A 24,024-nucleotide genomic window follows, 5' to 3' on the forward strand; every position below is an offset into this window, starting at 1 on the left:
TTATACATTTTTTACTACATTTTTTACTACAGTTTTTACTACAACTTTTAAAAAAGAATGGATTATTATAAAAGAATATAAAAGGGGGAGAGGCTTTTTAAAGCCCGTAAAATAGAGGGTTTTAGGAGAGTTTATCATATTTTAATAAACTATAAAAATACCCGTTTTACTGACTGAAAATCACTGTGTCCTTGGTTCGATTCCGAGATTGGCCACCACCTCTTTTTTTAAAACTTCAATACAACACTTGTTAAACCGTTTTCTATAGAATTTACCTCTATGCCTATCTTATATCTTTTACAAACTCTCTTTACAATATCAAGCCCTATGCCAAATCCGCCCTCGTACTCATTTGCTCTGTAAAACCTCTCAAAGATCCTGTTTTGCTGCTCTTTTTTTATGCCTGCTCCGCTGTTGGAGATGCTAAACTCCTCTGCCGTGAGCTTTAGCTCCATCTTGCCGCCGTGCTTGTTGTACTTGATGGCATTGGAGATCAGATTGCCAAAGAGTCTCTGGGCACTTACCTCATCCATACTAAAAAATGCATCATCTAGCTCTTTATAGATAGAGATTGATTTTTTAAGCGCCAAATCTTCGTAGAGAGTGAGTTCATTCTCTACGATCTCTCTTAGATTGTTCTGTTTTAAATTCTGATTTTCACTCTCAAGCAACAGATATGTCAGATCTGAGTAGATCTTTTGCACTCTTTTTGCACTGATATCCACCCTTTTTAAGATCTTCTCATCGATATTCTCTTTTTTGAGTCTCTCAATACTCATAAGTATTGCAGTTATGGGAGTGTTAAGTTCATGCGTTGAGTCTTTTATAAATTTGTCTAGTTTTACTCTCTCGTTTTGAATAGGTTTTAAAAACATCTTTGAGAGAAAATAGCCCACAACAGCAACGACTAGAACCGAGAACATAGCTGTAAAGAGTATGCTTTGCAACAGCTTTTGCGCCTCTTGATCCTTTTTTTTGCTCTTAAGTACCAGATATTTAACGCCGTGGTGCATCTGCGGGCTCAAGTCTACAAAATAATCAAATCTTTTGTCTTTATAAAAGCCCTGTTCAAAGATGATATCTTCGGCTTCTTGGCCGTAAATCGGAATCTGATGCTCATCGTAAAGTGCTACTTCATACCCCTCTGGATTTTCAATATGCAGAGGCTCTGAACGCATGTAAGATGAGATGATCTTAGAAGAGAGGCTAAGCGCGATGTTTTGCATCTTCTCTTTTTTCATAGAGATAATGTTAGAGGATTCATAGCGATAAAAACTAACAGCTATAAAAAGAATCAGAAAGATTGACGAACTAAGATAAAGTCCTAAAAAGCCCCAAAAAGACTTTTTTTCACTGGATGTTAACTCTATAGCCGACTCCTTTTATGGTAGTTATAAAATCTTTGCCAAGGTGTGCTCTGATATTTTTTATATATGTTCTAAGCGTCGCATCACTCGGCACTTCGCTCTCAAACCAGATGTTTGCAATAAGCTGTGCATGTGATACGACACTCCCTTTTTGCGATAAAAAATACCGGGTTATCTCAAAATCTTTTTTAGAGAGTTTTACTCTATTACCGTTTTTGACAAGCTCGTAAGTCGTCTTGTCAAGATAGTTTTGTTCGTCGATCTTTATCTGTGAACTTTCTAAATTATTTACTTTTACAAGATGCTCTATTCTTGCGTCAAGCTCTAAAAGTTCAAAAGGTTTTTTGAGATAGTCATCACACCCCAAATCAAAACCTTTTTTTAATTCATGTGCAGAATCAAGCGAAGTGATAAAGATAGTGGGGATATTTACATACTGCTCTTTTAGAAGTTTTAAGAGCTCGAAACCGCTTAAAAGCGGTACGTTGACATCAAGAAGCATCAGATCATACCGTTTTTTGAGTATCATCTCATAAGCCTCTTCCCCGTCATAAACAGACGACACAAAGTAGCCTTTTTCGCTCAAATGCTCGTTAAGTATCTCCGATAGGATTACATCATCTTCAAGTAGTAAAATATTCATTTGAGTATTTTACTAGAACTCATCTTAGAAATCCGCGTACTTATTTTGCTTTGTGATTGTACAAATCATATATAATCATATTTAAGTTCTATATTATTTCTCTTAATATGCTCTAAAGTAAAATGGCTACTATGAATGAAATAAGATTTTTTAGCACCTATTTCATCCAAAACAAGAGTTGCTTCTTCATAGTTTAGGTGATTACCGTTTGAAAAGTTTGGTGCTAAACAAGCGTCAATATAGCACTCATCTATGGTACAGGAGAGCAAAAACTCCATCGATTTTTCTGATATTCCTGCACAGTCTGTTAAATAAGCTATAGTTTTATTTTTGGTTTGTATCAAATATCCCGTAGTGTTTTTAGAGTGCTTTAATGGAATTGGAGTAAATTTGAATTCATTTACTTCGATTGGATTAAAAGGGATGTTTTCCATGAAGTCTAAAGCTTTTGGATGCTTAAACAAATCTGCAAAACCATCTTTGTCTTTTGGGTGATAGCAAACTATTTTATCACTGCTATATCTGAGTCTTAAAAGACCTAAAGCATGGTCAGGATGAAAATGAGTTAAAAATATAGCTGCGATTTTCCCCCCATCGAAAATAGAAGCAATATCTTCTATACCTGCATCTAGTAAGATAATCTCGTCATTTTCACACTCTATATAGGCACTTGTAGCTAAGTTTTTTTTACCTTTTCGCCTATACTCTTCACAAATACTGCAATCACAATTATGTGATGGGATTCCTCCACTATCAGCAGTACCTAAAAATTTTAATTTCATGTCAAATTCCTTAACAATTCTAAAAATGTACTTTTTGATTCTTCTAAGGGCTTAGAATTATCAAAATAGGTATGATTTTTTGCTTTTATTTTTTGTTCACTTCTTTGGATTCTTTTTTTAATTGCCTCTTCATTCTCCCTGTCTCTTGATTTAAGTCTCTCATAGAGCATCTGTTTTGGTATCCCAATTTCTATAGTTGCAACATCTTCAAAAGTATTTTCAAAATCTTTGATAGCCTCTCTTGATATAGAGATAATATTAAGTCCATCTTTTATGGAAAGTTTTGATATACCGTAGATATTTCCATGAGCTTCCCATGAAGAGATAAAAAAATCACTTTTTATTAAATACAAAAAATCATCTTTGCCTATGTAATGATTTGATTCGTTGTTATCAGGAATTCTTGTAATATATCTAGTTACAAAATTCGCTTTTATATCATTTTGTATTGACTTAAGCAGAGTATCTTTACCAACTCCGCTTGCTCCTACTATTAAGACTATTTTTACCATCATTAGAACCTAAAGTTTTTTATTGCATTATATACAACTTCACCGTCTTTAAAAGTCATAACCACTTTTGGGATATGGGTCTCATCGATAATTACTATATCTGCTAGGTATCCTTCTTTGATTTCCCCTCTATTTTCAAGTCCAGCGAGTTTAGCAGGAGTAGAGCTAATCATAGCAAATCCCTCTTCAAGACTTAAATCTATATCTTTTTGAAGTTTATAAGGACTAAGAAGCATAGAAGCAGGATGATAATCACTACATAAATAATCACATACACCATTTTTGATGAGTTCTACAGCGGCAATATTTCCACTTTGAGATCCACCTCTTACAATATTTGGTGCACCCATACCTGTTTTTATACCCATCTCTTTTGCCACTTTAGCAACCTCAAGTGAAAGTGGAAATTCTGAAAAACTCACCCCTAAAGCTTTAAGAGTATTGAGTTTTTCCAAGCAATCATCATCGTGACTGAGAACCGGCAAACGATGGCTAATTGAAAAAGCCACTAAATCTTCCACGACTGATTTTTTATCTTTTGATGCTTTTTTTTCCAGATACTCTTGTACTTCATCTTCATTAATAGCGTAGGTTTTTAAAAAGTATTTTTTCCAAGCTTCAAGTGTTTTAAATTGCCCTTGCCCAGGGGAATGATCCATTATAGATAATAGATTAATTTTTTTTGCAATAATGAGTTCTTTAAGTGTTTCAAGCGAACTTTCACTTGTAATCTCAAATCTCGCATGGATAAGATTATCAACTCCTAAGTGTTGCGTATTAGCTTGATAGATCTCTTCTATTAGCTCACGAGACTGTTGTGTTCCTCTTCCTTTGCTTAGCTCTTGATCATTAAACCCAACTGCATGAAACATAGTAGTAATTCCTGCCATTGAGAGTTTTTTATCAAGTTCTACTACTGCCATAGAAGTTGGAAATCTGGCCCCAGGGCGAGGTTCTATCTCTTTTTCTATCGCATCACCGTGCAAATCCACAAATCCTGCTACCACTCTTTTATCTGCGAAATCTATAGCAACATCTAAGCTTTTGTAAGGGGCTATTTGAGAGATAGTATCTTTTTTAATAACAATATCAGCACTTTGAAATTTTCCATCTATGAGTATATTTGTACTTCTAATGACTGTCTGCATATCTTTTTTCCTTTATATCAAAAACTTTATCGCTAATAGCTTCCATTGCTTCTAAATCATGAAATATCCCGATCATAGCAACACCATCAGCTTTGATTTTTTGAAGTCTTTGTATCACTTTCATAGTATTGCTGTGATCTAGTGAAGCGGTCGGTTCATCAAGCAAAAGTACCGATTTTGGAGCGATGATTCCTTTTGCTATATTGACCCGTTGTTGCTCTCCGCCGCTAAAGGTAAGAGGAGAAACATTAAAAAGTTCCTCTTTGATACCCAAATAACTAAGCAACTCTTTGGCTGCCTCTTTGGCACTTTTTTCATCTTCGCCTTTATCTATCAAAGGCTGAGCGACAACATCAACTGCACCAATTCGTGGCAACACTTTTAAAAACTGCGACACATACCCAATCTCATTTTTTCGCAAATCGAGCATCGTACTTTCATCACAAGTTGCGATATTGATACTGTCGCCATTTTCTTTTGTAAAAATAATATCTCCGCTAGTAGTAGTATAGGTTCTATAAAGTGCTTTTAAAACAGATGATTTTCCCATCCCACTAGGTCCATAAAGAGATAAAAACTCCCCCTTTTTGACTTCAAAATTGATATTTTGATACCCTTGTATTTTGATACCGCCTCTTGTGTGTACCGTAAACTCTTTTGATAAATTTCTAACTTTTAATTTTTCCATAACCACTCCTACAATACACTTGAAACGAGCACTTGAGTATATGGGTGTTGCGGGTCTTCTAAAATCTGATCCGTTAATCCATACTCAACTATTTTGCCGTTTTTCATCACGATACAAATATCCGTTAAATGTTTTATTACACCCAAATCGTGCGAAACGATAACCATCGCAAACCCTATCTCTTTTTGCAACTCTTTTATTAAGTCTAAGATTTTGGCTTGAACCGATAGATCAAGTCCTGTTGTAGGCTCATCAAGAAGTAAAATTTTTGGATTGCTTGAGAGTGCTTTTGATATCTGAATTCTTTGTTGTTGCCCACCACTAAAACAATCAGGATAATCATCTATCCTCTGCACTGGAATTTCTGTTTTTTCTAAAAAATACAAAGCTCTAGCTCTTATCTCTTCATATTTTTTTGTTCCACTCATAATCACTTTTTCGGCGATATTTCCACCTGCACTAAATTGATAGTTCAGTCCAAGGCGAGGATTTTGATAGATCATAGACATCAACTCATCTCTTAAATATCCAAGCTCGTTTGCATTAGCTTCAAGGACATTTTTATATCCACCAAGAGCATCTACAAAAGTATCCATATGGATGATTCCGCTACTCGCTTTTTGGTCTTGATAGATGAGTTGTAAAAGTGTTGATTTGCCACTGCCGCTCTCTCCTACAATCCCTAGAATTTCTCCACGCTTAAGATGCAAATTGATACTGTTTACAGCAACGACACTTCCACAATGAGGACAAATAGAGCTTTCAAATTCTGCACCCGTACTCTCCAAGCACTTATCGCAAAATCTTCCATACACTTTATTGACATTTTTAAGGTCTAATATCATAGTTTCCCCTCTAAATTCTTATCACAATATGCCGTATCATTACAATAATATTTCACTTCGCCATCATTGGTATGCACTTCATCCATAAATACACCGCTTGCCCCACATCTTGTACACTTTTTATCAGCAAAGCTTTCAACTTTAAACTCTTTGTCTTCAAACTTCAAAGGCTCTACTTTTGTGTAAGGTGGTATTGCATAGATTTTTTTCTCTCTTCCTGCCCCTAAAAGTATGAGTGCTTTATTGTTATTTAATTTTTGAGTGTCATATTTTGGTATGGGACTAGGATCCATTGCATATCTATCATGTACCATTACAGGGTATCTATGCCCGATTCTACTATCTCCAAATTGAGCCGTATCTTCATATAAAAGCACCCACAATTTCGCATAGTCACTATTTGCATGCATCACTTTTTGTCTGTAACTGTCGGCTTCAACATTGGTTAAAACCTCAGGATAAGGGACTTGTAAAACTAGTGTTTGCCCCTCTCTCATAGGTTCTTCCGGGATTCTGTGACGACTTTGGATAATATCGGCTTCAAGGGTATCTAAAGTTGTTTGGTTGTCTGTAACTGAAACGATAAAGTTTCTGATATTAACAGCATTCACACTTCCATCACACCCTTGGTCTATCACTTTTAAGCAATCTTCTTCATTGATGATAGCTAGTGTCATTTGCAGTCCACCAGTTCCCCAACCTCTGGCAATAGGAAGTTCACGACTCGCAAAAGATACCTGATACCCTGGGATTGCTATAGCTTTGAGTGTAGCTCTTCTTATCTCTTTTTTTGCATCTTCATCTAAAAAACCGTATCTCATCTATTTTTTCTCCTCTTGATTAGAGTATTTTTTTGCATTTTCATATACTTGTAAATCTGCTTGAAATGTTACATAATGTGGGAGTTTATAGTGATTGGTAAAACCTTGTGATTCTATACCATCTATATGATGTACTATCATTTCAAAATTATCAGCAATTCCACCTTGGCCTATAGTGTGTGATTTGTTATAAAGAGTTGTATCGAGGATGCTCATGCTGATTGCTTTTGTTTCATTAAAACCAAAACAACATCCAAACCCTGTTGTAAGTTTCGTGCTTCCATCACTTTGTTTTTCAAAAGTAGCAGCTGCTTCACAAGCAGTGATATCGATCTCGCCGATTTTTACCTCATTTTTAGTAAAAGGGTGAGTAAATCTTACTTCACTCCTCCCAAGTCTAAGGTCGCCGATAGTAGGATGGACATCCCCATATCCTCTCATAGAGGTATAAGCAAAAGCCAACATCGAGCCACTCTCACCCCTTGCCATGATTTGCATTACGGCGCTTCGTGGATAGGGAGCAGATGGGAAAACTCTTGTGATGTCACTTATTTTTTCGTCTTTTGGCAAAGTTTTTATCATATTGGCATCTCTTAGAGGCTTTAGAGCAGACTCTACAAAAATATCATCATTTTTATAGTCATCCCAAACAGTTTTATCAACCGCTTTTTTCAAGATAAGTTTTACTTCATAATCGCTTGATGGTCCTAAAATCTGACCCCCTTTAATATCTTTAAAAGCTGAAGAGATTCTTCGTACCACTCTCATCTCATCTGTACAAATTGTTTTTGCGATGCCTGCTCTAGCACAAGAACTTCTATGAGCTCTTAGGAAAAAAGATGCATTAAGCAAATCTCCGCCTGCTTTTAGTATAGCCTGTGCGGAGAGTTTTTTAGAATACAAACTTCCCTCACTCATCACTTTGTCAACTCCATATCTTAAAGTATTTTCTATTGCCAGAGGATCAATCTTTTGGCTTAAATTTATCTCTTCTTCGTAAAAAGCTAAAGAGTTTCTGATGGCCTCTTCCCCGCCCTTAATTGCTACAAATCCCATTATCGCACCTCCACTTTGGTTGTTCGGCTAAGAGCTATTAGCTCACCAATACTATTAATGAAAAAAATCTCAATACCTAAAGGGTAGTCACTGTTTTTTTGCATCAAAATATCTATAAACTCTTTATTACAAGGTAAATTCACCTCTTTTTTTCCATCAATTCCGGGACCGCTTAAAAAGTATGTACAATTATTGAAATCTTCACATTTCAAAATCAAGGTTGCCGAAAAGTCAGGGTTGAGATAATCTCCCCTTTTTGCCTCATTTATTAGGCGAGTATCAATCACATCGCTTAAAATATAATCAGCCTCTTGCATGGTGGTTGCTTTTGGATTTGTGATGGCTTCTATTAAAGTAATGTCTTCATCACCGCTGTAATAATAAGTTACTTCATTAAAGAAAAGTACATTTGCAACTCCAAGTAAATACGAATCAAACACACTCTTTATTTGGGTAATTTTTCCAGGCATCGCCAACGCATCACTTAAGCTTTTAAAATTTTGTCTGTTTAATTGTTCTAAATCTACATTTTCCATCTTTTACCCTTGAGCCATAAGGTCAAAATTTACCCTTGTGGCATTGATTTTTTTATTGAGCTCTTTTTGTATTGTTTGTATATTTTGTACTGTTTTGGCAACCAAAGTTTCAATCTCTTCTTTGAAAAAACCGGCACCAAAACACCCATCACAAACGGCAATATAAAGGGAGAGCTTTTCGTTGTCGTCTTGCACCATTGCCCATCCTTTGCTTGATGAATCATTCCCCACTTGTATAATTGCAGTTGTGACCAGTAATTCTCCGGCATAAAACTCTCCTTTGCTGATTGGATCATAAATAGGCTGCAATAGTGTTTGTTGCACAGGAGATTGAAGCACTACTACCTCTAATTCATTTTTTATTTTGTTATACAGTTCTTCAAGTGCGCTAAATTCAGCCTTTTGAAGGATAAAGTTTAAATCTTCTCTTCTCATATCTTTAACTCCTATACTAATTTTTTTCTAAAGTATGATGAAACTTTAGAGATGATTGAAACAACGATGATGATAAGTAAAATAATCGTTGCCGTTTGTTGGTACTCAAAAAGCTTGATACTCATCACAAGTTCAAAACCAATCCCGCCAGCCCCCACAAGTCCCATTGTAGTAGACGCTCTTACATTTCTATCAAGCATATAAAGATTGTAGCTATGAAACAGAGGGACTATCTGTTTAAAATATCCGTGATAGAGTATGTGCAGTTTTGAAGAACCTGTTGAAGTCAATGCTTCGATTGGTTTTTCATCTATACTTTCTATAGTTTCTGCATAAAACTTTGCTAAAAATCCTGTTACATGTAAGGCGATCGCAAGAACTCCGGCAAATGGACTAAGACCAATAATAGATACTAAAATAATCGCAAAAAGCAGATCAGGCATTGCTCGTAAAAAATTGATAAACTCCCCCACAATAACCCTTGTCGGAATATTTACATTGATATTTTTTGCCAATACAAATCCAAGAGGCAGCGAAAAAACTATAGCTATAACGGTAGCGGCTATTGCCATTGCAATGGTTTCTAGCATTAAAAGTCCAAACTCTTCGATTCTTCCTAAATCAAGCGGGAAAAAACCTGCAAGTGTTTCATAGACTCTAGGAAGTCCAGTTATAAGCGAACCAAGCTCTAACGGTTTATATATAATCGCTACAACGCCAAGGGCGATAAACAAAATAGCGACAAATGTTTTTTTAAAGTACTCTTTATTATGTTTGCTTGAATGCAAGATGATTTCTCTTGCATAATTTGAAACTCTATCGATTAAGCTAAGTATGACAAGGATGCAAATCAGCATAGCAGCTACTTTGTCATAACTAAAATATCGAAGCTCACCGTAAAGCTCCATGCCAATCCCACCTGCTCCAACAAGTCCTAAAACCATAGCGATTCTTATGTTGTGATCTAGTAAATAAAGCGTATAGTTGCTAATAAGCGGGAGCGCTTGTTCAAAAATACCGTGTCGAAGCATATAGACATAACCGCTTCCCGTTGATCTTATAGCTTCAATCGGTTTCATGTCAATACTCTCAAAACTCTCAATATAAAACTTCGTCAAAAGCCCGATAGTTGCAAATACAATAGCAAGTATCCCTGCCAAACTCCCAACAGCAACAGAAACGACAAAAACAAGCGCATATACTATATCAGGGATTGAGCGTAAAATATTTGTTAACTCATTGATTAGAACATATACAATTTTATTTGGGGTTAGATTTCTAGCACCTAAAAAACCAAGCGGCAAAGATATAATTGTTCCGATTATCGTCCCCCATACGCCCATAGCTACAGTTTCACCCAAAAGCTCGACTATAGTGTCAAAGTTTTTAAAATTGGGCGGGAACATCTCTTTGACTAAATCTACACCGTATTGATACCCGTCCATCAGCGCAGTTATGCTTACTTGTGAGATTTGAAACGACCAAATAATTACAAAAAAAGCTATTGCCCAAAGGGCATATTCAACTCTTTTATTCATCGCCAAACTCTTCATCGTCTTCACTTGATTCCAAATCACCGTAAATAGAAGTCAAAATCTCATGTGTTAGTTCATCGGGATGACCGTCAAAAATAAGTTTTCCATTAGAGAGACCTACAACTCTATCAAAATACTTTTCACTAATAAGCTCTAACTGATGGATAACCGTAATAGTCGTAGTATGCTCTTTTTCATTAATCTTAGAAAAAAGTTTGAGTATTTTTTTACCAGTTTTTATATCAAGATTTGCCGTCGGTTCATCTGCTAGTAATATTTTAGGCTCTTGCATCAAAGCCCTTGCAATCGCCACTCTCTGTTTTTGTCCACCGCTTAGACTATCAACTCTTTCATCGTGTTTATCGGCTAGTTTTACAAACTCTAAGATATCTTTTGCTTTTTTCTTATCGCTTTTTTTGAAAAAACCTATGCCTACGGCTACGCTCTCCGACAAAACTCTTTTTTTTCCCAAAGTGCCGGTTAACACATTGTGTAAAACCGTAGTTCTCTCGATCAGATTAAAGAGTTGATAGACCATGGCAACTTTAGCTCTTAGCTCTTTTACCTCTTTTTTTGATCTATAATCTATTTTTTTGCCATCTACGATTATCTCCCCGTTATCAGGGGTTACAAAACCGTTGATACTTCTCATCAAAGTTGTTTTTCCAGAACCGCTAAGTCCAATAAAAGCTACTTTTTGACCTTGCTTAATGGTTAAATTTATATCATCTAAAACTTTTTGTTCACCAAATTTTTTAGATAAATTCCTAATTTCTATTTTCATTTTCTACCTTTGATTATGGACTGCATAAGCAGCCCAGTTTTACATTGTGATTATTTCACTTCATCAATTACTTTTTTCATATCTTTGATGATGTCAAACTCTTTATCATCTACTATTTTGTAGCCGGTTATTTTTCCATAACCCGTAACTATATTTTTTGGCACTTTTACAATAGCGTTTTTGATTTTTTCTTTTATATCACTATCCAGACTCCCTCTATAAGCCAATGGTGAGCCGGGAAGCGGAGATGATTCCCATATAACGATATTTGTCTCTTTTGAAATTTTGCCACTCTCTAGCATTTTTGGATACGAGATGTCGTTATCTGCCACAATATCCATGATCTTATTTTTTATAACGAGTTCAGCGGCATCATGAGTTCCTGTAAAAGATACTTTTTTAAATGTTTTTTTAGGATCAATTCCAGCTTTATGCATAAAATATCTTGGAGCAGCATATCCTGAAGTCGATGCAACATCGGTAAATGCCATTAGATATTTTCCGTTGTGTGGAGTCAATTTTGCATTAAGCTGTTTCATCCCATCAAGACCGACTAACGGCGTAGTTATATCCAAGGCTTTTGCAACTTCAGGCGTCGCTACAAGGTATGCTTTATAAGTTGTAGTGCCCTTGCTGTCCATACCGACTGCAAATGCTTCTGCACCGGCTCTCTGGGCCGCCATTGCATAGGAAAACGGACCAAACCAAGCGATATCTACTTTTTTTGCTCTCATGGCTTCGATAACACCCGTATAATCGGTTGAAGCTTTAAGCTCTATACATTGACCCGTCTCTTTCTCAAGCCACTGTGCCATCGGCTTATACTGTTCAAGCATTGCTTTTGGATCTTCCGCAGGGATAAGTCCCAGTGTCAAACACTCTTTTGCAACTGCCGCACTGCTTAATACCGATAACCCGATTAGTGTTGTGATTACAATTTTTTTCATTTTTTTCTCCTGTTTTAAAGTTTAATTTGGAAAGCTAAATTGATAAAATTTTGCGTAGGATGCGCTTCTTGCTCAACTTTTGGCTCAAATCTTTCATACGCAAGCTGAATTTTTGCATTGTGTCCCTTTAGGTAATAGTTTAACCCTGCCTGTAGTGTGTTGTAATCACCTTTTGCGTCGTCAGCTTTCCAATTTACATAACGGATAGAAGGCTGAAAATTACCCTTGCCTACTTTTTTGTTAATAAAATAACCGGTTTCAAGGTTATAGCCGCTTCCTTCAAACTCAGGTGCAAGCCCGCCTAAGTCAACAGCCATATATTCCGCTCGAAGAGTGGTTGAACCAAAACTATCCGGCAATTCGGCAAAAGCATCCAACTCATATTCATTGTAATCATAAGAAGCTTTAGAGATATCGGCAACTGCTACTTCAGCCTGCGCGTCGTACGATGCACCGATTCCCACTGTTTTTTTATTGCCCATGTATGTTGCACCTTGCTCATAGCCGTTCTCAGCATCCATAAAGTTCAATTGCACTCTTGCGCTGTATCGCATATTATTGTTTGGATTGATAGTATAAGCTAACTGCTCTAACGGTGCACTCGCCAATGGATTTGCAGCTCTTTTACCAGATTCTACCCCTGTGTGTACGCCAAAATAGTATTTACCGTGAAGATTATCATCAAAATCATGACTTCCCCATAATGTAATACCCATATCGACTTCATCGGCACGCGTAAATCCGCTGCTGTTGAGAACAGCTGCATCTTTAAATTTCATTCTGTTAAATCCATAGCGTGTCGCCAATCCTGAATTCATTGATGTTGATTGAAGACCGGAGCGATCTATCATCAACTGATCAAATGTTCCGTCTAGCAGTGTTCTATTGGATGGAGGAACATTGAGTCCTACGCGCATTTGAAGTTCTTGCTCCATTTTGTAGCCCAAAAAGCCTTCAATCAAATATGCACTATCTTTAAATTTATAGCCTTCGGGATTTTGATGTTTATCTTCTCCGATACCGCCATCATGAAGTTGTGCGCGAAATGTAACGGTATCATCTAATATACCTCCGGCAAGAAGTAAACGAAAACGACGGATAAAAAAATCGTTTTGTCCCCCTCCCTCCAAACCGCTGTTGCTAAATGACTCTCCCCATACCTGCAATCTCGGACTAAATGCCATCCAGCTTCCATCATCACTTTTTATTTTAAATTCAGCACTGGCATCGGTTACAAATAGTGCTAAAAATGCAGCAGCTACCACACTTGTTTTAAATCTCAACATTGGATTTCCTTTGTTTTTAATTTTTAGTTATAATCAGAATGAGTTTTAACTCAAAAACTAAAGCCGTCTATTTAGGTATTTGTCATGTTTAGATAGATGGCGGCTCTTCCTTTCTCTTTAGCTTAATTTGATGAGTTTTTTTGGATTTTTGCCTCCTTTGCCCGATTAAAATCAATAGAAATTTTTACTAAATCACTTCTAAAAAATGATTCGACATACTCTATGATTTTTCCACTCGTTTTATCTATTGAAGTGCTTGCAATTTTTATAAGCGGCAGAGTGTTTTGTATCTGAAGCATTTGTATATATTTTTCATCGCTGGGTATTATTTCAAGTTCAGAGTGATTTCTTGTTGGATTTAGCCCATATTCTTTAAAGGTTTTTGTAAATGAGGTGGTTGAAACTATTTTTAAATCGATATCGGGAGTTAATGTTGTATTAAGATAGCTATATCCAAGAAGAATAGGGATATCATCTGCCATTCTAACGAGTGTGACTTTCAATATGCTTTGATTTTCTTTGATATTAAATTTTTCCAAAAGAAAATTATTTGGGCTTATAGTCTCTATATCCAATATTTTAATGCTTGGAGTTTTGCCAAGCTTTAATATCTCGTTTGAGAAAGTTGTATTTTTTGAGAGCGTGTAGTTTATCTTTTGGGGAGCAATATAATTGCCTCCTCCCTGTTTGGAATATACAAGACCCTCATTTTTCAGTCTTGCTATTCCCTGTCTAACGGTAGTTCTTGTTAAATTAAAAAGTTTACAAAGTTCATTTTCAGAAGGAATTTTTTCATTCGGACTTAAATCGTTTTTAATCTTATCTTTCAAATATTCATAAATGATTTCATAATCAAATTTTTTTGTCATTTTTCATCCATTTTAAGTTGTATATACAAGTTTATGGTGAAATTCTACTGGCGATATATTACGAATAGGTTACACTTGTATAGATAAGTTAAACTCATCTTAAAAAGGAGGTGTTAACGGAGGAGTTAAATTCGGCAGATTTTCTTAAAAAATCTCTCAAGCATAAAGATAAATAAGTTAGCTTTTCCTTAGAGAGTATAAAACAGGTATGATAAGCAGCGTCAGAATCGCCGAGGTTACTAGGCCTCCTATCATTGGCGCTGCAATCCTCTGCATAACTTCGCTTCCCACTCCGTCTATATACATAATCGGAATAAGTCCGCCGAGAGTGGCAAAAACGGTCATTAGTTTCGGTCTTAAGCGTCCTGCCGCACCTTTGATGATAGCTTCTTCATGTGATGTGCCCTTCTCCCCCAGAGCTTCATCAAGATAGATGACCATGACTATAGCCGTCTCAGCCGCAATGCCAAGCAGTGCTAAAAAGCCCGCAATTACGGCGACGGAGAGGTTAAACCCTAAAAAATCAATATAGAGTAATCCGCCCAAAACGGCAAAAGGCAGAGTGAAAAATACGATAAGCGAATTTTTAACATCTCCAAGTGCGAAATAGATAAGTACAAAAATGCTTATAATCACTATAGGAACGATAAAACCGAGTCTCTTTTTTGCAGATTCCAAATACTCGCTCTGCCCAGCAAACTCGTAGTAGTAACCTTTTGGAAGTTCTATCTTCTCAAGAAGAGCAGCCGCCTCTTTTTTATACTCATCCACGCTTACACCGCTTTTGGGCGTGATGTAGACAAAAGAGACTTTCATCCCCTTTTCGCTCTTTATAACGCTCGCCCCCTCCGTATATTTTATATCCGCAAACATACGAAGCGGCAAAAATCCTGATTTTGTTTTGACTTTTAACTCTTTGATTTTATCTATATCGTCTCTTTGGTCAGCATCCACCCTCACTGAGATTGGGTGACGCTTAAGTCCGTCTATAAAGGTGCTCACACCAAGTCCGCCTACACCAAACGAGACGGTGTCAAGTATCTCCTGTTTTGAGATGCCATATCTTGAGAGAGCATCTTGTTTTATCTCTATATCGAGATAATAGCCGCTGTTTGATTTGTCGGCAGAGACACTGAGCGTAAGAGGTGTGGTTTTTAGCCTCTGCTCTATTTTAGATGCGACATCTTCCAAAACCTTGTTGTCGTCGCCGTAAAGTTTAATCCCCAAAGGTGTGCGGATACCAGTTAAAAGCATATCTATTCTGCCTCGTATCGGATATGTCCATGAGTTTATGAGTCCTTTTATTTTAAGCGCATTTTCCATCTCTGCCATAAGTCTCTCATACGTCATGCCCTCTCTCCAAAGAGATTCATCCTTAAATGTGATGATGGTCTCTATCATGGCAAGAGGGGCGGGGTCTGTCGCCGTGTTTGCGCGTCCGGCTTTTGCAAAAACGGTATCTACTTCAGGAAAGCTTTTTATGATCTTGTTTGTCTCATGAGAGAGCTCGTATGCAAGCTCAATGCTGATTCCGTAGGGCGTAACGGGCATATACATAAAATCCTGCTCGTTAAGCTGCGGCATAAACTCCCATTTTTGGCTGTTGTAAAGGGGATAGATATACGCTATGGCAGCTATAGACAAGACAATAACAAGATATTTCAGTTTTAAAAACAGTTTCAGCACAGGAGTGTATAAAAATGCAAAAAAGCGGTTTATGGGATTGCTCTCTTCTTTTTTTATCTCTCCTTTTATAAAAAGTATCATCAAAACAGGTACCAGTGTGATAGAGAGAACAGCACCAATAAGCATTGCAAACGTTTTTGTATAAGCAAGCGGCGAAAAGAGTCTGGCTTCCTGCCCCTCTAGTGCAAAAATAGGTAAAAAAGAGACAACTATAAGCATAAGAGCAAAGAAGATAGGACGCCCCACCTGCTTTGAAGAGTCTATGATTATCTCTACTCTGCTCTTTGAACCGTCGCTTTTAGCGAGGTGTTTATGCGCGTTCTCTATCATAACGATAGAAGCGTCCACCATAGCACCTATCGCAATGGCAATGCCTCCCAAACTCATAATATTTGAGCCTATGTCAAAGAGCGTCATCAGCCAAAAACTAAGCAGCACCGTCAAAGGAAGCACTATCACGACGACAAGTGCGCTTCTAAAATGAAAAAGAAAAAGAGCCGTGATGATGATAACGATGATGGACTCTTCAATCAACGTACTTTTGAGAGTATCTATGGCTCTGTCTATGAGTTTTGTTCTGTCATACGCCGTAACTATCTCTACATCTTCGCTCTTTAGAGAGTCGATTTTGGCTTTAATCTTCTGCAATACCTCATAAGTGTTCTCTTTGTAACGCACCAAAACTATACCGCCGACAACTTCTCCCTCTCCGTTAAACTCCGCAACTCCGCGTCTTGGCGTAGGAGACAAAGAGAGAGAACCTATATCGCTGAGTTTAAGAGGAACTACTCCGTTTACCTTGATGGTTATATTTTCTATATCCTCCACACTTGTGGCATATCCGCGTGCTTGAATGATATTTTCATATCCGTTTTGCAAAAGCACACCGCCGCCTCTGTCTTGATTATTCTTTTTAAGAGCAGCTGTTATTTCGCCGATTCCGACATTGTATTTGACCATCTTATCCTGATCGATGAGGAGTTGATAGTTCTTTACAAATCCGCCCACAGCCGCTACTTCGCTCACGCCGTCAACGCCCAAAAGACCATATTTTAAGTAGTAATCCTGATAATCTCTAAGCTCCGCAAGATTGAGTTTGTCTGATTTTAAAATATATTGATACGCCCAGCCTACACCAGTTGCATCGGGTCCCATGCTCACTTTTGCATTTGAGGGCAGAGTCGGCAGGATGGAAGAGAGCTGTTCTAAAATCCTGCTTCTGGCATCATATATATCCGTATCATCTTTAAAGATTATATAAACAAGTCCGTTTTCAAAACTGCTCATGGCTCTTACGGTATTTATGCCCGGTAGTGACATCAAAGAGCTTATAAGCGGGTACGAAACCTGCTCCTCTATGATTTTTGGAGACTGCCCCGGATATGAGATTTGAAGAATCACCTGAGGCGGCGAGAGATCAGGCAGCGCGTCAAGCGAGATATTTTTAAGACTAAAAAGACTCAGAGCCGTCAAGATTACGGAGGCGATAAGAACCAAAAATATATTTTTTGCACTTAAGCTTATGATTCTCTCAATCATCTCACTACCACTCTTCGCTCATGTATGAGCCGTTTGTCACCGCATCGCTATCAAGCAAAAAGAGTGCGTTTTGTGCCACTTCGCTGCTCTCATCTATACCTGATAGTATGCGATAGTATCCGCCGATATACTCTACCTCTATCTCTTTGGGTTCATATTCGCTCTGTGAGATTTTAGTAAAGACATAGAACTTATCTCCTCTTTTTATAACCGCATCTTTTGGAAGTGTGAGTGCTGCGCTGAGATTTTTGCTAAAACTCACTTTTGCAAACATGTCGGGAAATATTTTAGAGTTTGGGTTTTTGACATCCATCCTGACATTAAAAGTCAGATCCTCTTTGTTTATTTTTGGATAGATCTTGCCCACCTTTGCGACTATCGGCTCGCTTAAGCCCTCTACGTCTATAAGCGCGTTCATGCCCTTACTTACAAACTCAATATCTTTTTGATACACTTTAGCGATTACCCACATAGAGGAGTCGTCGACTATCTTTAAAAGCACTCCACCCGCTTTGGCATAAGAGCCTTCATAAATATTTTTTTGGATGATTTTACCGCTGTATTTGCTGAAGTGGGGAACTGCCGCAGCTTTAGAGTCGATCGCTCTTTTGTCCAGTTCATAGAGACTCAGCTTCTCTAAAATAGTTTCGTTTAATATTTGAAGATTTTTTGTAGACTCAAGCTCTTTTTTGAGAGTATATATCTCTTTGGAGTAGATGTCAAAAAGCCTCTCTCCTTTTTTAACACTCTTATAAAGCTCGTTTGCTTCCAAGTTTTCAATATTTCCATCAAAGCGCAATACAATCTCATATATCTTTTTTTCATCATAGGAGGTTATCGCATAGTAGCTTTTGGTGATTTTTTTCATCTGCATCTTTGGTTTTATAGTTTGGATATTAAAGGCTTGTTCAAACGTTTTTGCTTCAACAAAAGCAAAACTCAAAAGAACTAAAAGTAGCGTTTTCATTATATACTCTCTTTCGTGATATAAAAAAGCTCCAGCTTGGCGGCTTTTATCTCTAGTTTGTATTTTAATCTCTCTATCTCCAGATCAAAAAGCAGATTCTCATCCTCTATGCTTCTCTCAAGCGTGACACTGTTTCTTATGTTGGACTTCTCATAACTACTGAGCGCTCTGTATTTCTCTAAAATCACATCAAGATTTTCAACCCTTTTACTGAAATAGTCTGCTTTTTTATGGTTATTTTGAAAAATCATTGTTGCATTTTGCAGATAGTTCTGCGCGTTTTGTATGCTCTCTTGTTTTAAGTAGCGTGTTTTTTTTGCTTTTGCATCTTCGCTGCCGTAAATCGGGAGAGCGAAGGATGTTGCTACAGATAGATAATCATCAAAATTTTGACGGTGATTGTAGCTTAGAGAGAGGTTTATGTTTGAGTATTTTTTTCTCTCTTCAAGCTTTGCGGCAATCTCCAACTGTCTGCTGCGCAACTCAAAAATTTTATATTTCGGTGCTTTTTTTATCTCTTCTTCTATAAACTCTTCGCCGATTTGTGCTCTTTGCATCGGGATAAACTCTTGATTTGTAAGGTATTTAAACTCATTTTTGGCTCTTTGAACACTCTCTTGAAGCTCTAAGATTTTGTCCTCAATAGCAAATATCTTTTTTTGAAGTTCGACGCTTTTTCTAAAACCGCTCTCAACGCTTATGCTCTTTTCATAGTAATCTGTCAATATCTCCAAGTTTACTTTTTTTCTCTCTAAAAGCTCCAAAAGATTTGAAAATGTAGTTATCTTCTCAACAATGAGTGCAGTTTTTTTGTACAAATCAAGCTTCAAATCTTCCAGTTCATACTCTAAAACAAGGGTACCCGTTCGAAGTATTGCCTCTTTGAGATCAAGTTTGCCGAATGTTTCAAACTCTTGGGTTATTCCTATAAAGTTCGTCTGCATAGGCTCGATATCTCTTTTTAAAAAGTTCTCATTTAAAAGCAGATCATTCGCACCTATGGAGATGACCGGGTTTTTATATACCGCTTCGCCTTTTATAGCCTCATGTGAAGCTAAAATCTTTTCATGTTTTGCACGCAAAAGAGGCGAACTTAGAGCCGCTTTTTCAAAAACCTCTCTAAACTCCGCACTAAAACATACAAAAGGAATCATAAAAAGAGTCAGCATCTTCATGACAAACTCCTAGTGACGATGCGCTGAAGAAGCTTGACCCAGATTGACACTCCCTTTGTGTTTATAATCCTTGCCCTGCTCATCTTTTACAAAGAGCTGATACTGCCATGTTCCGCCCATAGGGAAATTGACGTTACACTCAAAAAAGTTCTCTATTTTTTTACAGATATCTTTTGACTCCATATAAGGCATTCCGGGCATCTGAGGCATAAAAAACTTAACTCTTACATCCTTTGCATCGACAACTTTACCGCCGTGACCGCCTCTGTTTAGTTCTATCTTGATTCTGTTCTGCCCCTCGCTTAGGACTCGCTCACTTGAGAGCATTACATGCAGATCACCGCTCATGCCCATATCCATAAACCCGCCCGCAAAAGAGAGGGTCGCTAAAACTGCTATTGATGAAAAAATCTTTTTCATTTTAATACTCCTATATTTTATTTTAGAGTATATAGTTTTTAACGTGTAGTGATCGTGTAAGAATTGTAATATTTTGTGAAATTCTTTTACTTTTTATTTACAATATTTATGTTACAATTCTACTCATGGGGCTGACCTGGTTTCGACGGGATCAAGTAGCTTCTAATTGCATGTCGGACTGAGCATTTCCGTTACGCGGCTCAACTTGCTTAAACGCAAACAATACAAATTACCGCCCAGCTTACGCAGTAGCATAAGTTTTACCCCCTCGCAAGAGGACGGGCTGCTTCACCTGTTGACTCTAGATAGGCAGGATTCGAAGTATAACCCTTATGTAGATATATTTTATGTACGCCTCGAACATAAAATGAACCCTAGAGGCTCGTCTTGCGTAGCTTTGCAAGTTGTGTGAAGCAAGATTAAACCTAAACGACTTTACTAAACATGTAGACGTTAGGAGTAGCGTGGTTTCGGACTGGAGTTCGATCCTCCACAGCTCCACCAACACATAAAAAATTAAATCCTATAAATTCTTACATTAAACCCAATAATCAAGAGCTTTATTGATATTTTTGATAAAGCGAGGCCGAGCTTTTATAGAATATATTCAAAATCTAATATGCTATAATTACTTTATTAACAAACTAAAAAAGGTTTCTTTGTGACAAAGTCTAATATTATTGACTATCTTAAACAACACTACAATGAATTTCATTCAAAATATAATGTCGAAAAAATTGGTCTATTTGGAAGTTATGCCAGAGATGAAGCAACAGAGGATAGCGATATAGACATTGCAGTATCTATGAGTCCTAAGCTTTTTGATATGATGTCTATTAAAGAGCAAATTGAGAATGATCTCCATAAAAAAGTTGACATAGTTAGATTAAGACCAAAAATGAATACATACCTAAAAGAGCGCATATTAAAGGACGGTTTGTTTGTTTGATAAAACCTTAGTATTGGACATACTAAATCAGATCATAAGCGCTATAGAAACAATTGAAGAAAGATGTGCTTTTGCTAAAACGCAAGATGATTTTTGTGATACAAAAGAAGGACAAGAAAAATTAGATGGCATCTGCATGAAGCTTATAGCAGTAGGTGAGAGTTTAAAAAATATAGACAAAATCAGTGATAAAAAACTACTAGAACAATATCCTTCTATAGAATGGAAAAAAATTAAAGGTATTAGGGATTTTATATCTCATCACTATTTTGATTTGGACTCAGAAGTTATATTTGATATTTGTCAAAATGAAATATCAAAGTTACTCTCGGTACTAAAACAGATAAAAAAAGACTTGTCTAAATAATTTTATTTGTACAACTTTGAGTACAACTTAGATATATTTTAAAAATAAAGGGGGTGTTAGAAATCTTCTCTAAATCACCCTTTTCCAATGTTAAATATCTCTTTGATAAAGTAGTACAAAAGAAATAAAAAAGCTAACGGCAGAAGCATTGTCTGAAATATAAATACGGTTATAAGATCGACCACATACTCACTGGAATTGTCGGCTGCATTTTTATACTCCTCTATTTTTTTATTGTAGTAATTTGAGTCAAACTTCTCAACCACTTTATCAAAAAAAGAGCTCTCTTCCTTTTGCGCAATAGTCTCATTTGTCACTCTGCTTATCTCATCTTTTGTCTTGATTATATGTTGATTTAGTCTCTCTATATTATATTGGGGCTTTACAAAGTTATCATACGCCAGCTCGTTTACAAATCCCATAAGCGGTATTGCAAATCTCAGAAATATCAAAACTATCGTTATCTTGAAGAAGAGAGATCTTGCTCTCTCATCCTTTTTAAATCTAAAAAAAAGCCAGATATTTAAAACGACAAGAGAGATGGCCAAGATTATATTGTAAAGTTTGCTTATCACCACTCCCATCAATATTTTTTGAATACCCAAAGATGTCATACTTGCAAGCATAACAAGGGAGAACTGCTCGACAAGATCGTTGATGGGGTCTAATATCTCACCGATTGCTACCGTCAAAAAAGGGAGGTTTACCTCTGTTCCCTGAGCAAGTGATATGACTGCATTTAGGGCTTTCGCGCTCCCAAATACAATGATCGCCTGAGCCAGAGACTCATCTATAAGCTCTTTTGCTTTTATATCTACGGCAAAAGTAAAGGCCAGAATGATGATTACAGCGGAAAATGCAACGATAACGATCTTATTCCAATCTTTGCTAAATGAAATCATACTCTCACTTTAAAATTATATTTATCTTTATTGTACCACAGAAAAAATGATTGTCTCTCCTCCGAGAGTGGAGGAGAATAGAAGGAGGAAGAAGTAGTTGTTGCTTTGTATATGATGAATTACATCATACCTGGCATACCACCCATGCCGCTCATATCAGGCATTTCAGGTTTTTCTTCAGGCAGTTCATATATTGCCGCTTCCGTAGTTAAAAGAAGGCTTGAGATAGAAGTAGCATTTGTGAGAGCTACACGTCCGACTTTAAAAGGGTCAATGATTCCTGCTTCAAACATGTCTACATATTCGCCTGTTGCAGCGTTAAAACCGATGTTTTCATTTGTCGCACTCTCAACAGCATTTACTACTACACCTGCGTCATAACCTGCGTTTGTAGCAATCTGCTTTAGTGGAGCTTTGATTGCGCGAAGGATTATTTCACAACCAATCTTTTGATCACCCGTTAGGTCTAGTTTTACTTTTGCGCCTGCACGAACGAGAGCAGCTCCGCCGCCGATTACTATTCCCTCTTCAACTGCCGCTTTAGTAGCTGAGAGTGCATCATCAACACGGTCTTTTTTCTCTTTCATCTCAGTCTCGCTTGCCGCACCGACCTTAATGACTGCAACACCGCCGCTAAGTTTCGCCAAACGCTCTTGAAGTTTCTCTTTATCATATTCGCTAGAAGTCGCATCTATCTGAACTTTGATCTCAGCGATTCTTTTTTGTACGTTCTCAGCTTTTCCGGCACCGTTTACTATAACAGTGTTGTCTTTGTCTATCACGACGCGAGAAGCTTGCCCTAGGTGCTCTAAAGTAGCCCCGCTAAGAGTGTGACCCGTCTCTTCAGAGATAACTGTTCCTGCAGTAAGTACCGCTATATCTTGAAGCATCGCTTTTCTTCTGTCGCCAAAGCCCGGAGCTTTAACGGCAGAGATATTTAAAACACCGCGAAGTTTATTTACAACCAGTGTTGAGAGTGCTTCACCCTCTACATCTTCTGCAATTATAAGAAGCGGGCGTGAAGTCTTTTGAACCTGCTCTAAAACAGGCAGAAGATCTTTTAATGAAGTGATTTTGCTATCAGCCAGTAAAATCCAAGGATTTTCGATCTCAGCCGTCATCTTCTCAGTATTTGTGATGAAGTACGGGCTCAAAAATCCGCGGTCAAACTGCATACCCTCGACAACATCAAGCTCATCAACGATACCTTTAGCTTCTTCAACTGTAATAACGCCGTCTTGACCTACCTTTTCCATAGCTTCAGCGATCATATTTCCGATCTGCTCATCAGAGTTTGCAGAGATGGTAGCAACCTGAGCAATATCTTTTTTACCGTTTACAACTTTGCTAGATGCTTTTAGGTTTGCCAAAATAGCTTCGCAAGCCTTGTCCATACCGCGTTTTACTTCGATAGGATTCGCACCCGCCGTGATGTTTCTAAGACCCTCAGAGAAGATAGCATTTGCCAAAACGGTCGCAGTCGTTGTTCCGTCTCCCGCCTCATCGGCAGTTTTTGAAGCAACATCTTTTACAAGCGTAGCACCCATATTTTCTAGTTTATCTTTTAGCTCTATCTCTCTTGCAACGGAAACACCGTCTTTCGTTATAACAGGGTTACCGTAACTCTTTTGAATAAGTACGTTACGTCCGCGAGGACCCATTGTAACCTTTACTGCATCTGTTAGTTTCGCAACACCGCGAGCTAACGCATTTCTTGCATTGTCTGAAAAAATTATCTCTTTTGCCATTTTGTATTCCTTATCTT

At 37.4% G+C, this 24,024-nt stretch carries 24 protein-coding genes and 1 other RNA gene; 3 read left to right on the top strand and 22 right to left on the bottom strand.

Features of this window, described 5'->3' with window-relative positions; genetic code table 11:
- Positions 1–227: 227 nt before the first annotated feature.
- The 20 genes from FCU45_RS07610 to FCU45_RS07705 form a co-directional block, all read right to left on the bottom strand.
- The gene (locus tag FCU45_RS07610) at positions 228–1,241 is read right to left on the bottom strand and encodes a sensor histidine kinase (RefSeq protein ID WP_137013932.1); all 1,014 of its coding nucleotides are present in this window, start codon (positions 1,239–1,241) and stop codon (positions 228–230) included.
- Between the two features lie 109 nt (positions 1,242–1,350).
- Positions 1,351–2,010 carry a response regulator transcription factor gene (locus FCU45_RS07615; RefSeq protein WP_137013934.1) on the bottom strand — a complete coding sequence of 220 codons (660 nt, stop codon included), beginning with the start codon at positions 2,008–2,010 and terminating at the stop codon, positions 1,351–1,353.
- A gap of 65 nt (positions 2,011–2,075) precedes the next feature.
- Complete coding sequence (locus FCU45_RS07620; protein WP_137013936.1) at positions 2,076–2,792, bottom strand: MBL fold metallo-hydrolase; 717 nt, start codon at positions 2,790–2,792, stop codon at positions 2,076–2,078.
- Complete coding sequence (locus tag FCU45_RS07625) at positions 2,789–3,304, bottom strand: hypothetical protein (RefSeq protein WP_170175840.1); 516 nt, start codon at positions 3,302–3,304, stop codon at positions 2,789–2,791. Before FCU45_RS07625 ends, FCU45_RS07620 begins: the two co-directional genes overlap by 4 nt.
- A 2-nt stretch (positions 3,305–3,306) precedes the next feature.
- On the bottom strand, positions 3,307–4,452 hold the full coding sequence (locus FCU45_RS07630; RefSeq protein ID WP_137013940.1) for an alpha-D-ribose 1-methylphosphonate 5-triphosphate diphosphatase: 1,146 nt from the start codon (positions 4,450–4,452) through the stop codon (positions 3,307–3,309).
- The gene (gene phnL, locus FCU45_RS07635) at positions 4,436–5,140 is read right to left on the bottom strand and encodes a phosphonate C-P lyase system protein PhnL (RefSeq protein WP_137013942.1); all 705 of its coding nucleotides are present in this window, start codon (positions 5,138–5,140) and stop codon (positions 4,436–4,438) included. Before phnL ends, FCU45_RS07630 begins: the two co-directional genes overlap by 17 nt.
- A gap of 8 nt (positions 5,141–5,148) precedes the next feature.
- On the bottom strand, positions 5,149–5,985 hold the full coding sequence (locus FCU45_RS07640; RefSeq protein WP_137013944.1) for an ATP-binding cassette domain-containing protein: 837 nt from the start codon (positions 5,983–5,985) through the stop codon (positions 5,149–5,151).
- Positions 5,982–6,806: an alpha-D-ribose 1-methylphosphonate 5-phosphate C-P-lyase PhnJ gene (locus tag FCU45_RS07645; RefSeq protein ID WP_137013946.1), complete on the bottom strand. Its 825-nt coding sequence runs from the start codon at positions 6,804–6,806 to the stop codon at positions 5,982–5,984. Before FCU45_RS07645 ends, FCU45_RS07640 begins: the two co-directional genes overlap by 4 nt.
- A complete protein-coding gene (locus tag FCU45_RS07650; protein WP_137013948.1) occupies positions 6,807–7,862 on the bottom strand; it encodes a carbon-phosphorus lyase complex subunit PhnI in 1,056 nt (351 codons plus the stop codon). It abuts the gene before it with no gap.
- Positions 7,862–8,398: a phosphonate C-P lyase system protein PhnH gene (gene phnH / locus FCU45_RS07655; RefSeq protein ID WP_137013950.1), complete on the bottom strand. Its 537-nt coding sequence runs from the start codon at positions 8,396–8,398 to the stop codon at positions 7,862–7,864. The genes FCU45_RS07650 and phnH overlap by 1 nt, the downstream gene beginning before the upstream one ends.
- A gap of 3 nt (positions 8,399–8,401) precedes the next feature.
- Positions 8,402–8,833 (bottom strand): phosphonate C-P lyase system protein PhnG, encoded by a 432-nt coding sequence (locus FCU45_RS07660; protein ID WP_137013952.1) that lies wholly within the window; start codon positions 8,831–8,833, stop codon positions 8,402–8,404.
- 11 nt (positions 8,834–8,844) lie between these two features.
- Positions 8,845–10,371 (bottom strand): phosphonate ABC transporter, permease protein PhnE, encoded by a 1,527-nt coding sequence (gene phnE / locus FCU45_RS07665; protein WP_170175841.1) that lies wholly within the window; start codon positions 10,369–10,371, stop codon positions 8,845–8,847.
- Positions 10,364–11,152, bottom strand: a complete 789-nt coding sequence (gene phnC, locus FCU45_RS07670) for a phosphonate ABC transporter ATP-binding protein (protein ID WP_137013956.1) — start codon at positions 11,150–11,152, stop codon at positions 10,364–10,366. Before phnC ends, phnE begins: the two co-directional genes overlap by 8 nt.
- A 50-nt stretch (positions 11,153–11,202) precedes the next feature.
- The gene (phnD, locus tag FCU45_RS07675; protein WP_137013958.1) at positions 11,203–12,099 is read right to left on the bottom strand and encodes a phosphate/phosphite/phosphonate ABC transporter substrate-binding protein; all 897 of its coding nucleotides are present in this window, start codon (positions 12,097–12,099) and stop codon (positions 11,203–11,205) included.
- Positions 12,100–12,113: 14 nt separating this feature from the next.
- The gene (locus tag FCU45_RS07680; protein WP_137013960.1) at positions 12,114–13,385 is read right to left on the bottom strand and encodes a hypothetical protein; all 1,272 of its coding nucleotides are present in this window, start codon (positions 13,383–13,385) and stop codon (positions 12,114–12,116) included.
- A 122-nt stretch (positions 13,386–13,507) separates the two neighbouring features.
- Positions 13,508–14,254, bottom strand: a complete 747-nt coding sequence (locus FCU45_RS07685) for a GntR family transcriptional regulator (protein ID WP_137013962.1) — start codon at positions 14,252–14,254, stop codon at positions 13,508–13,510.
- 177 nt (positions 14,255–14,431) lie between these two features.
- Complete coding sequence (locus tag FCU45_RS07690; protein WP_137013964.1) at positions 14,432–17,479, bottom strand: efflux RND transporter permease subunit; 3,048 nt, start codon at positions 17,477–17,479, stop codon at positions 14,432–14,434.
- A 4-nt stretch (positions 17,480–17,483) separates the two neighbouring features.
- Positions 17,484–18,446: an efflux RND transporter periplasmic adaptor subunit gene (locus tag FCU45_RS07695; protein WP_137013966.1), complete on the bottom strand. Its 963-nt coding sequence runs from the start codon at positions 18,444–18,446 to the stop codon at positions 17,484–17,486.
- Positions 18,446–19,621 (bottom strand): TolC family protein, encoded by a 1,176-nt coding sequence (locus FCU45_RS07700; RefSeq protein ID WP_137013968.1) that lies wholly within the window; start codon positions 19,619–19,621, stop codon positions 18,446–18,448. The genes FCU45_RS07695 and FCU45_RS07700 overlap by 1 nt, the downstream gene beginning before the upstream one ends.
- 9 nt (positions 19,622–19,630) lie before the next feature.
- The gene (locus tag FCU45_RS07705) at positions 19,631–20,041 is read right to left on the bottom strand and encodes a FixH family protein (RefSeq protein ID WP_137013970.1); all 411 of its coding nucleotides are present in this window, start codon (positions 20,039–20,041) and stop codon (positions 19,631–19,633) included.
- Between the two features lie 127 nt (positions 20,042–20,168).
- Here FCU45_RS07705 and ssrA point away from each other — a divergent pair.
- The 3 genes from ssrA (at position 20,169) to FCU45_RS07720 (ending at position 21,357) form a co-directional block, all read left to right on the top strand.
- Positions 20,169–20,545, top strand: a transfer-messenger RNA (tmRNA) gene (ssrA, locus tag FCU45_RS07710).
- Between the two features lie 157 nt (positions 20,546–20,702).
- Positions 20,703–20,990, top strand: a complete 288-nt coding sequence (gene mntA, locus FCU45_RS07715; RefSeq protein ID WP_137013971.1) for a type VII toxin-antitoxin system MntA family adenylyltransferase antitoxin — start codon at positions 20,703–20,705, stop codon at positions 20,988–20,990.
- Complete coding sequence (locus FCU45_RS07720; RefSeq protein ID WP_137013972.1) at positions 20,983–21,357, top strand: HepT-like ribonuclease domain-containing protein; 375 nt, start codon at positions 20,983–20,985, stop codon at positions 21,355–21,357. The genes mntA and FCU45_RS07720 overlap by 8 nt, the downstream gene beginning before the upstream one ends.
- Before the next feature lie 74 nt (positions 21,358–21,431).
- On the opposite strand, the gene FCU45_RS07725 is transcribed toward FCU45_RS07720, so the two are convergent.
- Entirely contained in the window at positions 21,432–22,259 is an 828-nt protein-coding gene (locus tag FCU45_RS07725; RefSeq protein ID WP_137013973.1) for a hypothetical protein, read from the bottom strand.
- A 119-nt stretch (positions 22,260–22,378) separates the two neighbouring features.
- Positions 22,379–24,007 (bottom strand): chaperonin GroEL, encoded by a 1,629-nt coding sequence (gene groL / locus FCU45_RS07730; RefSeq protein ID WP_137013975.1) that lies wholly within the window; start codon positions 24,005–24,007, stop codon positions 22,379–22,381.
- Between the last annotated feature and the right edge of the window lie 17 nt (positions 24,008–24,024).

The organism is Sulfurimonas crateris (assembly GCF_005217605.1).
In the GTDB taxonomy this organism is placed as follows: Bacteria; Campylobacterota; Campylobacteria; order Campylobacterales; family Sulfurimonadaceae; genus Sulfurimonas; species Sulfurimonas crateris.